Raw genomic sequence first — 11,408 nt, 5'->3', positions numbered from 1 at the left:
GCGGGCACCGGGGCGGCGGCGGGGGCGGCCCCGGCCAGCAGCGGGGCGGCGAGCAGCGCGGAGAGGAGCGGGACGGCGGCTGACCAGCCACGGGACGACGACGGCACCCGACGATCCTTTCTCAGGGCGTGCACCCCTCGCAACGACACGGCCCGCCCGGTGGTTCCCGGGCGGGCCGTGCGGCGGGGCGCTATCACCCGCGCGGGGTCACCCCGTCAGGCCGGCTCCTCCGTCGCCTGCTCGAGGTCCTCGGCGTCGACGATCCGGTACGCGTAGCCCTGCTCCGCGAGGAACCGCTGCCGGTGCGCCGCGAAGTCCTGGTCGACGGTGTCCCGCGCGACGACGGCGTAGAAGTGCGCGGTGCGGCCGTCGCCCTTGGGGCGCAGCAGCCGGCCGAGGCGCTGGGCCTCCTCCTGGCGCGAGCCGAACGACCCCGACACCTGGATGGCGACCGAGGCCTCGGGCAGGTCGATCGAGAAGTTCGCGACCTTGGAGACCACGAGGGTCGAGATCTCGCCCGCGCGGAACGCGTCGAACAGCCGCTGCCGCTCGGTCACGGACGTCCCGCCGGTGATGACCGGGGCGTCGATGTCCGCGGCGAGCTCCTCGAGCTGGTCGATGTACTGGCCGATGACCAGCAGCGGCTCGCCGCGGTGCTTCGCCACCAGGCGCTTGACGACCTCGGTCTTGCCCGGGGCGCTGGCCGCGAGGCGGTACTTGTCCTCCGGCTCGGCGGTCGCGTAGAGCATGCGGTCGCGCTCGGGCAGGGTCAGCCGCACCTCGACGCAGTCGGCGGGCGCGATGTAGCCCTGCGCCTCGATGTCCTTCCACGGGGCGTCGTACCGCTTGGGCCCGATGAGGCTGAACACCTCGTCCTCGCGGCCGTCCTCGCGCACCAGGGTGGCGGTCAGGCCGAGGCGGCGGCGCGCCTGGAGGTCGGCGGTCATCCGGAAGATCGGCGCCGGCAGCAGGTGCACCTCGTCGTAGACGATGAGGCCCCAGTCGCGGGCGTCGAGCAGCTCGAGGTGCGGGTAGATGCCCTTCCGCTTCAGCGTGAGGACCTGGTACGTCGCGATCGTGACCGGCCGGATCTCCTTGCGGGAGCCCGAGTACTCGCCGATCTCGTCCGGGGTCAGCGAGGTGCGCCGGATGAGCTCGTCCCGCCACTGGCGCGCGGACACGGTGTTGGTGACCAGGATCAGCGTGGTGGTCTTCGAGCGGGCCATCGCCGCTGCGCCGACCAGCGTCTTGCCGGCGCCGCAGGGCAGGACGACGACCCCGGAGCCGCCGTGCCAGAAGCCGTCGGCCGCCTCGGCCTGGTACGGCCGCAGCTGCCACGGGCGGGGGGCGCCGTCGGTGCCGAGGTTCGACTCGCCGGAGGTGTCCAGGTCGATCGGGTGCGCCTCGCCGTCGACGTAGCCCGCGAGGTCCTCGGCGGGCCAGCCGAGCTTGAGCAGCGCCTGCTTGAGCGTGCCGCGCTCCGAGGCGTGCACGACCACGTCGGTGTCGTCGATCCGCTCGCCGACCAGGCCCGCGGTGCGCTTGGACCGCAGCACCTCGGCCAGGACGGCGGCGTCGAGCGCGTGCAGCACCAGGCCGTGCACGGGGTGCGCGACGAGCTGCAGCCGCCCGTACCGGGACATGGTCTCGGCGACGTCGACCAGCAGCGCGTGCGGCACCGGGTAGCGCGAGTACTCCAGCAGGGTGTCCACGACCTGCTCGGCGTCGTGGCCCGCGGCCCGGGCGTTCCACAGGCCCAGCGGCGTCAGCCGGTAGGTGTGCACGTGCTCGGGCGCGCGCTCGAGCTCCGCGAACGGGGCGATCGCGCGGCGGCAGGCCTCCGCCTGGTCGTGGTCGACCTCGAGCAGGAGGGTCTTGTCGCTCTGGACGATCAGGGGTCCGTCGGTCATGCGGTGTCCGTCTCCCGGGGCTCGGGTGTCTCGTCGGCATCGGGTGCGCCGACCGGGGTGACCGCGGCGACGCGGTGGGCCGCGACCACGATCTCGGCGTCCCGGGCGGTGTCGACCACGCGCACCCGTCCGCCGTCGACCCGGACCGGCAGCACGCGCCGCCGCTCCAGGGCGCCGCGCGAGCCGACCACGTCCAGCCACACCTCGGTGTGCCCGGCGGCCGCCTCGCGCAGCAGCCCCAACGCCTCGGCGGGGTCGGCTGTTCCCCCGGAGGGCCGGGGGCCGCCGCGGGTGCCCGCGGGCGAGCCGGTGCCGGGCCGCCCGGCGCGCGCCGCGGCCGTGGCGGCGGCGACGCCGGAGGCGCGGTCGCGCAGCGTCGGGGTGCCGTCCGCGCGGGCGGCACCGGCCGCCTCGGCCGCCGCCGGTCGCACCACGGCCCCCGCGCCGCCCGTCGACCCGCCCGCGGCACGCGCCTCCTCGGCCCGGCGCAGCACGCCCACGAGCGCCGCGGCGCGCTCGGCCGGCGGCTGCGCCCCCCGCCCGGGCTCGTCCGGGGCGAACCGGGGCCGGGCCGCGGCCACCCGCCGCACCGTGGGGGCGGCGTGCAGCACCTGCCCGTCCGGCGTCTCGGCGACCGGGGCCAGCCCGTGCGCCCGGAGCGCGGACAGCAGCTCGTGCAGCGGCGCCTGCGCGGCCAGCACCGTGGGCGCGAGCCGGACGAGCCCGAGGTCCGCGTGCCGCGGGTCCTCCGCGAGCCCGGCGAGCAGCGCGGGGTCCTCGGTGCGGACGTACGACGAGGCGGCCCCGGCGCGCAGCCGCCCGTGCCGGCGCGCGGCGTCCCGGACCAGGTACTCCAGCGGCTGCGGGACGCCGCCGCGGGCGTGGGACGCGAGGTCGGCGAGCAGGTCGTCGGCGGTGGCCCCGGCGTCCAGGGCGTCCCGCACCGACTCGGGGGTGAACCGCACCGTCACGGCCCCGCCGCGGGACTCCACCCGGGCGGACGCGTCGAGCAGCGCCTCGAGCTCCTGGCTCGGGCGGCCCGGCACGATGCCGGTGAGGTCGGCCTGGAGCAGCAGGTCGTCGACCGCCGGGGGCAGCGCGGCGCCGAGGCCGGCGGCCAGCGCGGGCCGCGGGTCGGCGTCCGGGTCGAGCAGGGCGCGACCGGCGGCGGGCAGGGCGCCCGCGCCGAGCACGCCCAGCCAGCCCGCCTCGCGCAGCACGGCGGCCACCGCGTCGGCCGGCGGCACCGACCGCGGCGTCCGCCAGGCCAGCGCCTCGCGGACGGCGGCGGCGTCCGGCGCCGCGCCCGGGCCGGCGTCGGCGAGCAGCCCGAGCACCGCCTGCCGCAGCCGCGGCGCCCACGGGCGGCCCAGCTCCGGCCCGAGCGCGGGGCGGACGCCGCCGCGCTCGTCGCGGGTGCCCACCAGCGCGGCCCACCGCGGGGTGGCCGCCCACCACGCCGCGAGCCGGGCCCACCGGTCGGGCAGGTCGAGCGCCAGCCACTCGTCGGCGGCCGTCGTCGGGACGTGGTGCGCCGACTCCTCGCCGTCGTCCCGGACGAGGGCGCCGACGCCCGCCAGCTCGACGACGAACGCCGCCTCGGCCTCGGTGATCTCCAGGGCGGCCGCCGTGCGGCGCAGGTCCCGCACACCCAGGCCGCCGGCGCGCAGCACCACCGGCGGCGCCTGCCCCCACAGCCGCAGCAGCCCTGCGACCAGCCGGACCGCGCGCTCGGCGGCGCTCGCGTGCTCGGCCTCGACCAGGGCCGGGTCCCGCCGCGGCAGGTCCTCCGGCGCCGGCGGGGTCGCGGGCGCGCGGTGCGTGCGCCCGTCGCGCAGCGCGAGGGCGACGGTCCGGGGCAGCACGACGTGCCGGTCGTCGGCCCGGACCAGCAGGCCGGCGCGCACCAGCTCGGTGACGGCGTCCGCCGCGGGGCCGGACGCCGGTCGCACGCCCACGGGCGGGCCCCAGGTCAGCGCGTCGAGCACGGCGCGGCCGGCGGCGGGGGCCTGCGCGAGGAGCCCGGGCACGGCGGCGGCGTCCGGGTCGTGCGGCGCGGGCGCGGCCAGGCCGGCCGTCGCCGGCCCGAGCAGCTCCGCCACGCCCGGCGCGGGCCGCAGCAGCGGGTCGGACGCGCGGCCGCCCGCGGGGTGCACCAGCGCGAGGTCGGTCGCCGTGGCCAGCGCGGCGCGGACCGCGGGGCCGTCCGCCCGGGAGGCGCCGACCGCCGCCACGACGTCCCGGGCCCGGACCCCGTCCGCCGGGTCGGTCGACCCGGCGAGCAGCGCCACGACGGCCTCGACCGCCTGCAGCACCGCCGCGTCCACGCCCGCGAGCGCGCGCTCGAGGCTCGGCCGGCTCGTGGCACGGGCGGCGAGGGAGGCGAGCGTGGCGGGCGACGGGTGCGCCAGGTCGGGGCGCCGCAGCAGCAGGCGCACCAGCTCGTCGTCCGACCTGCCGCGCAGGTGCTCGCTGAACGTGGCCATCCGCACCACGATACGTTCCGGCGGTGCCGGCACGGGGCCCGGTCCGCCGGGGCGAGCCGCCGGGAGGCAGCGATGGCACGGGTGCGCAGGACGCGGGTCGTGGTGGCGAGCACCGCGGGGATCTTCGTCGAGTCGCTGGACTGGACGATGTACGCGCTGCTCGCGCCGTACTTCGCGGGGCAGGTGTTCCCCGGCGACGACCCGGTGACCCGGGTGCTGGGCGCGTACGTCGTGTTCGCGGTCGGCTTCGTGGTCCGGCCGCTCGGGTCGTACGTGATGGGGCGGATCACCGACACGCGGGGCCGGCGGACCGGCCTGCTCGCGTCGGTGTCGCTCATCGCGCTGGGCGCCGCGATCATCGCCGTCGCCCCGACCTACGCGGTCGCCGGCTGGTGGGCGGCGGTGGTCGTGGTCCTCGCCCGGATGCTGCAGGGCGTCGCGATGGGCGGGGAGGTCGCCACGGCGGCGACCTACGTCGTCGAGGTGGCCCCGGCCGAGCGCCGGCACCGGTACGGCGCGTTCGCCTACTCCGGCGACGCGCTCGGCACGCTCGGCGGCACCGTGGTGCTCGCGGTGCTGCTCGGCGTGCTCGGCCCGGACGGCCTGCGCGACGGCGGCTGGCGGATCGCCTTCGTGATCGCGGCGCTGTGCGGGCTGCTGGCGCTGTGGATCCGGCGCGGTGTCCCGGAGTCGGAGGTCTTCGAGCGCGCCCGCGACGCCGGGGTCGAGCCGGTCGGCCCGCTGCTGCGCCGGCACGCGGGCCGGATGGCGCTCGCGTTCATGCTGACCATCGGCTCGACGATGGGCGTCTACTTCGGGTCGGTGTACCTGCCCGAGTTCGCCGGGCACACCGGCCGGTACACCGAGACCCAGGCCGCCGCGCAGCACACCGTGGCGCTGATCTGCCTGCTGGTCGCGATGATCGTCTCCGGGTTCCTCGCCGACCGGTTCGGGCCGCTCGCGCTGATCCGCACGGGGTTCACCGCCGGCGCCGTGCTGGTCGTGCCGCTCATGCTGGGGATGGCGGCCGGCGTCGTGCCGTACCTGGTGGCGGCGCCGCTGTTCACGATCTGCGTCGGCCTGCAGCTCGGCGTCACGCCGGTCGCCGGGGCGCGGCTGTTCCCGGTGCCCATCCGGGCCGTCGCGCTGGGCGTCCCCGCGGGCGCGGCCATCGCGGTGTTCGGCGGTACGTTCCTTTTCGTGGCCGAGTGGCTGATCTCCCGCGACGCGCTGCGCCTCGTCCCGGTCTGGGCGGCGGCGGGGCTGACGGTGTCCGCCGTCGGCTCGTGGCTGGTGAGCGAGCGGCTGCTGTACCCCGTCGAGACGCTCGCGGGCACCCGCGCCGAGCCCGCCGGGACATCCGTCGCACCGCACCCCACGGAGGTCTGACATGCCGCTCGACCGCGCCGCCCTCGACGCCCTGCGCTCCGACGCCCGGGCGCTGCTGCCCGACACCGCCGCGCTCCGGCACGCCCTGCACCGCACGCCCGAGACCGGGCTCGAGCTGCCCCGCACCCAGGCACTGGTCCTGGAGGCGCTGGAGCCGCTGGGCCTGGAGGTCAGCACCGGCACCGGGCTGTCCTCGGTGGTCGCCGTGCTGCGCGGGGCGCGTCCCGGCCCCGCGGTGCTGCTGCGCGCGGACATGGACGCCCTGCCGGTGACCGAGGAGTCGGGCGAGCCGTTCGCGAGCGAGGTGCCCGGCGCCATGCACGCCTGCGGCCACGACCTGCACGTCGCGGGCCTCGTCGCGGCGGCCCGGCTGCTGGCCGCCCGGCGCGAGGAGATCGCCGGCTCGGTCGTGCTGATGTTCCAGCCCGGCGAGGAGGGCGACCACGGCGCGCGCCTGATGATCGCCGAGGGCGTGCTGGACGCGGCGGGGGAGCGGGTCGTGGCCGCCTACGGCCTGCACGTGCTGTCGGCGATCCTGCCCACCGGGGCGATCACCAGCCGCCCGGGCACCCTCCTCGCCGCGGCGGACACCGTGCACGTCACCGTGCACGGCCGCGGCGGGCACGGCTCGATGCCGCACCTCGCGCTCGACCCGGTGCCGGTGGCCGCGGAGATCGTGCTCGCCCTCCAGGCGATGGTCACCCGGCAGTTCGACGTCTTCGACCCGGTCGTGGTGACCGTCGGGCGGATCGAGGCCGGCACCACTGACAACGTCATCCCCGCCGACGCGCGCATCGAGGCGACCGTCCGGACGTTCTCCGAGGCGGTGCACGGTCTGGTGCCGGAGCGGGTCGCCCGGGTCTGCGAGGGCGTCGCGGCCGCGCACGGCCTGTCCGTCACCGTCGACTACCGGCGCGGCTACCCGGTCACGTCGAACCGACCCGAGGAGGCCGACCGGGTGGCGCGGCTCGCCGGCGGGCTGTTCGGCGAGCGGTCGTACGTCACCGCCCCGCAGCCGCTCGCCGGTTCGGAGGACTTCGCCTACGTGCTCGAGCAGGTGCCCGGCGCCTACCTCGGCGTCGGGGCCACGCCCGCCGACCTCGACCCGCGGACCGCGCCGTACAACCACTCCGCGCACGCGCGGTTCGAGGACGGCGCGCTCGCGGTCGGCCCGGCGGTGCTCGCGGCGCTGGCGCTGGACCGGCTCGCGGAGGGGTGACCCCCGCCCCGGTCGGGCGCACGGGCGCACCCGACCGGGGGAGGACCCCGCCTGATCTGCGGCTCCACCCGCCCGAGCGCTCAGGTCCGCCTCACCCGTGCCGATGACAGGGGTCGACGCGCCCGTCGACGGGCGGGCCGCGCGCTCGAGCGGAGGGGACACGCATGTCGATCACGGCGGGGCACCTGCCCCGGGCCACGCGTGAGGTGTGCGTGGCGCGCCAGGGCATCTACGACGTGCTCAGCCGGCCGATCGGGCACGAGCTGCTGTTCCGGGCCAGTCCGGACGCCCTCGAGTCCGGCGTGCGCCCCGGCGTCGACGACAACCGCGCCACCGCGACGGTGATCGTGGCGACGCTCACCGAGTTCGGCGTCGAGGACCTGGCCGGCAACGGCGACCTGTTCGTCAACGTGCCCCGGTCGTTCATCGTCGACGAGCTGCCGGTCGCGCTCGACCCGCACCGCGTCGTGCTGGAGGTCCTGGAGAACGTCCCCGCGGACGAGGACGTCGTCGTCGGCGTCGAGCGGCTGCGCCGGCTCGGCTTCGGCATCGCGCTCGACGACTTCGTGCCCGGCGACCAGCGCTGGGACCTGCTCCCGCTGTGCGACTACGTCAAGGTCGACATGTCCGACGTGGGCGACCGGCTCGCCGCCTTCGCCGAGGAGCTGCGCGCGGTCGCCCCGCACGCCGCCCTCGTCGCCGAGCACGTCGAGGACGAGGCCGACTTCCTCGCCGCCCAGGACGCGGGCTTCGACCTGTTCCAGGGCTACCACTTCCGCCGGCCCACCGTGCTCACGCGGCCGGCGCTGGCGCACCACGCGATGGTCGCCGGGCGGCTGCTGGTCCAGCTGGGCGACCCGCAGGTGTCCTACCGCCGGCTGGCCCGGCTCACGGCCGCGGACCCCGCCATCGCGCTCAAGGTGTTCCGGGTCGTGAACTCGGTGTCGGGCGCCGGGCGCACCGTGCGCAACCTGCACCAGGCGCTGGTGCTGCTCGGGCGCGAGCGGTTCCGCGCGATGCTCGTGCTGGAGGTGCTCGCCACCGCGGGCCACCACGACGACGAGATCCCGCTCATGGCGCTCGCCCGCACCCGGGCCGCGGAGATCCTGGCGCCGCAGGACCCGCTGGAGGCGTCCACCGAGGCGCTGGTCCGGATCGTGTCCGAGCTGCTCGACGTGCCGGTGGCCGAGCTCGACCCGGAGCTGCACCGGTCGCAGCCGAGCGCCCGGGTCGTCGCCGCCTGCGACGTGCTCGACGCCTACCTCGACGCCATCGCCGAGGAGGCGGTGCCGTCGATCCGGTCGCCGTACTCCGCCCTGCACGTGTCGCTCGTGTACCTGACAGCGCTGCGCGAGGCGCGCGCGCTGCTCGCGACCGTCTACCAGCCCGTCCCGCGCCTGCAGGCCGTGCCGGGCGCCGACGAGGACGTGGCGTTCGGCTGACGCCGCGCGCACCCGCCGCCCGGCGCCGCCCGGGTGGTCCGCGGGGCTGTGGACGAGGGCGCCCGCCGGGCGGCGCGACCGGTAGCCTGGTGACGTGCGGCGCGACGCCGCGCGAGTTCCGACGAGCACAGGGGATCGCAGTGCCCACCGGCAAGGTCAAGTGGTTCGACACCGATCGCGGCTTCGGCTTCATCGCCGCCGACGACGGCACCGAGGTGTTCCTGCACGCGTCCGCGCTGCCCGCGGGCATCGGCACCCCCAAGCCGGGCACCCGGGTGGACTTCGGCGTGGCCGACGGCCGCCGCGGCCCGCAGGCGCTCGCGGTCAAGCTGCTCGACCCGGTGCCCTCGGTCGCCGCCGTCCAGCGCAAGCCCGCCGACGACATGGCCGTCATCGTCGAGGACCTGATCAAGGTGCTCGACCGGGTCGGCAACGACCTGCGCCGGGGCCGCCGCCCCGAGAAGTCCCGCGCCGAGCAGGTCGCCACCCTGCTGCGCGCCGTCGCCGACGACCTCGAGGCCTGAGCATGGCCACCGCGACCCAGGACGCCGTGCTCGGCGGCGCCGTCGACCTCGCCCGCGAGGCCGCCCTCGAGCTCGCCGAGCACCCGCAGGACGTCGGCGAGCACCTCGGGTACACCGTCGAGGCGGACCGGCTCGTCTCGCACCGGTTCGCCTGCACCGCCAAGGGCTACCGCGGCTGGGTGTGGACCGTGACGCTGTCCCGGGTGCCGCGCGCCCGGAAGGCGACGGTCTGCGAGGCCGTGCTGCTGCCCGGCGACGACGCCGTCCTCGCGCCCGCCTGGGTGCCGTGGGACGAGCGGCTGCGCCCCGGCGACATCGGCCCCGGCGACGTGCTGCCGTTCCGCGCCGACGACCCGCGCCTCGAGCCCGGGTTCACCCCGACCGGCGACCCGGAGATCGACGAGGTCGCCATCGGCGAGCTCGCCCTCGCCCGCAACCGGGTGCTGTCGCCCGTGGGCATCGCCGAGGCCGCCGAGCGCTGGTACCGCTCCAAGCAGGGACCCGCGTCCGCCGGCGCCGTGGCCTCGGCCGAGCCGTGCATGACGTGCGGGTTCCTCGTGCCGCTGCAGGGGCCGCTCGGGACCGTCTTCGGCGTGTGCGTCAACGAGTGGTCGCCGGACGACGGGCGCGTGGTCGCGCTCGAGCACGGCTGCGGCGCGCACTCGGAGACCGACGTCGAGCCGCGGCCGTCCGAGTGGCCGGAGGTGCCCGTCGCGCGCGAGCTGGACGTCGTGCCGACGGCGGAGGTCGTCGGGGCCGGGCGCGACGCGGCCGAGGTCGCCGGCCCCGGCGAGGTGGCCGGGGACGACGCGGCCGTGGCCGGGGACGACGCGGCCGAGCCGGCCGTGGTCGTGGAGGCGGTGGTCGAGTCCGTCACCGTCGAGGTCGAGGTGGCGCCGGAGCAGCAGGACGAGGCGGCCGGCGACGCGTCGCCCACGGAGGACGAGCCCCGGTCGTGACCGCCGACGTCTTCGGCACGCGCGCGGTGCGCGAGCGGGTGCTGGGGACGTGGCGCGCCGACCCGGCGCGCCTGCGCGAGGACGCGAACACCGAGGAGGACCACGCCCGGGGCTACTACCGCGACCGGGTGGTGGTCGAGCTCGCCCAGAACGCCGCCGACGCGGCCGTGCGCGCCGGGTCGGCGGGGCGGCTGCTGCTGCGGCTGACGACCCTCGACGCCGTGGACGGCGCCGCGACGGGGCCCGGCGCGGGTCCCCGGGTGCTGGTCGCGGCGAACACCGGCGCCCCGCTCGACGCCGCGGGGGTCGCCTCGATGGCGGCCATGCGCGCCTCGGCGACCCGGGACTGGCCGGGCCCCGGCGGCGACGCGACGCCCGGGCCGGGTCTCGTCGGCCGGTTCGGGGTGGGCTTCGCGGCCGTCCGGGCCGTCGCCGACGAGGTCCGGGTGCGGTCGACCTCGGGTGCCGTGCGGTTCTCCCTCGACGACACCCGCGGGGCGCTGGCGCTGGCCGCCGCCGGCGAGCCGCGGCTCGCCGAGGAGGTCGCGCGCCGGGAGGGGTCGCTGCCCGCGCTCCGGCTGCCCCGCGAGGACACCGGCCGGCCGCCCGAGGGGTACGACACCGCGGTGGTCCTCACGCTCCGGGACGACGCGGCGGTCGACGCCGTCCGGGCGATGCTGGCCGAGGTCGGCGACCCGCTGCTCCTGGCCCTGCCCGGGCTGACGGAGGTCGTGGTCGAGGACGACCTCGCCGGTCACCGCCGCCGCGTGGCCGACGTCGACCGGCGCTGGCGCCGCCGCACCGTCGAGGGCGAGCTCGACCCCGCCCTGCTCGCGGACCGGCCGGTCGAGGAGCGGTCCCGGCGGCGCTGGCGCGTGACCTGGGCGCTGCCGGCGCGCGAGGTCGTCACCTCCGCGCGCGGTCGTGGCGCACGAGTGCCGACCTCGTCCGGGTCCGACGACCTCGGGGGCGCGGCGGGCGGCACCGGCGACCTGTTCGCGGCGCTGACCGGCGGCGCGGCCGGCGGGGGCGACGGGTCCGGTCCGCGCTGGGACCGCGTGCTGCACGCGCCGACGCCGACCGACGACGCGCTGGACCTGCCCGCGCTCCTGGTCGCGACGGTGCCCCTCGACCCGACCCGGCGGCACGCCGCGCGGGTCCCGGCGACCGACGCCCTGCTCGACGTCGCCGCCGAGGCGTACGCGCTGCTCGCCGCGGACGTCGCCGCTGACGGGGCGGACGCCCTGCGGCTGGTCCCGGGCGGCCTGCCCGCCGGTGACCTGGACGCGGCGCTGCGCGGTCGGCTGGTGGAGGCGCTGGCGCGCACGCCCCTGCTCCCGCCGGCCCGTGCCGCCGAGCCGGGCGCCGCCGACCCCGCCGACCCCGACGCCGCCGACCCCGACCTCGGCCAGCATCGCCCGGACGGCGTCGACCGCCGCGTCGTCCCGGAGCGTGAGGACCACCGCGGTGTCGTACCCC

Annotated in this window: 8 protein-coding genes; 6 read left to right on the top strand and 2 right to left on the bottom strand. The window is 78.0% G+C overall.

What is annotated here, in order from left to right:
- Positions 1-215: 215 nt before the first annotated feature.
- Both MHY85_RS17965 and MHY85_RS17960 read right to left on the bottom strand, forming a co-directional pair.
- Positions 216-1,910 (bottom strand): DNA repair helicase XPB, encoded by a 1,695-nt coding sequence (locus tag MHY85_RS17965; protein ID WP_166938476.1) that lies wholly within the window; start codon positions 1,908-1,910, stop codon positions 216-218.
- Complete coding sequence (locus MHY85_RS17960; RefSeq protein ID WP_239199004.1) at positions 1,907-4,396, bottom strand: helicase-associated domain-containing protein; 2,490 nt, start codon at positions 4,394-4,396, stop codon at positions 1,907-1,909. Before MHY85_RS17960 ends, MHY85_RS17965 begins: the two co-directional genes overlap by 4 nt.
- A 99-nt stretch (positions 4,397-4,495) precedes the next feature.
- On the opposite strand from MHY85_RS17960, the gene MHY85_RS17955 reads away from it, so the two are divergent.
- The 6 genes from MHY85_RS17955 to MHY85_RS17930 form a co-directional block, all read left to right on the top strand.
- Entirely contained in the window at positions 4,496-5,785 is a 1,290-nt protein-coding gene (locus MHY85_RS17955; protein WP_239199001.1) for an MFS transporter, read from the top strand.
- A 1-nt stretch (position 5,786) separates the two neighbouring features.
- Positions 5,787-7,004 carry a M20 family metallopeptidase gene (locus tag MHY85_RS17950; protein WP_239198998.1) on the top strand — a complete coding sequence of 406 codons (1,218 nt, stop codon included), beginning with the start codon at positions 5,787-5,789 and terminating at the stop codon, positions 7,002-7,004.
- 164 nt (positions 7,005-7,168) lie between these two features.
- The gene (locus MHY85_RS17945) at positions 7,169-8,446 is read left to right on the top strand and encodes an EAL and HDOD domain-containing protein (protein ID WP_239198995.1); all 1,278 of its coding nucleotides are present in this window, start codon (positions 7,169-7,171) and stop codon (positions 8,444-8,446) included.
- A gap of 140 nt (positions 8,447-8,586) precedes the next feature.
- Entirely contained in the window at positions 8,587-8,970 is a 384-nt protein-coding gene (locus MHY85_RS17940) for a cold-shock protein (RefSeq protein WP_147795518.1), read from the top strand.
- 2 nt (positions 8,971-8,972) lie between these two features.
- Positions 8,973-9,929, top strand: coding sequence for a DUF3027 domain-containing protein (locus MHY85_RS17935; RefSeq protein WP_239198992.1), 957 nt, complete (start codon positions 8,973-8,975; stop codon positions 9,927-9,929).
- On the top strand, positions 9,926-11,408 hold a 1,483-nt coding region (locus MHY85_RS17930; RefSeq protein WP_374234009.1), incomplete at its 3' end, for a sacsin N-terminal ATP-binding-like domain-containing protein. The genes MHY85_RS17935 and MHY85_RS17930, both read left to right, overlap by 4 nt.

The sequence above is a fragment of the Cellulomonas sp. ACRRI genome, assembly GCF_022346185.1.
Lineage (GTDB): Bacteria > Actinomycetota > Actinomycetes > Actinomycetales > Cellulomonadaceae > Cellulomonas.
This window is presented reverse-complemented; position numbering and strand designations above follow the sequence as displayed.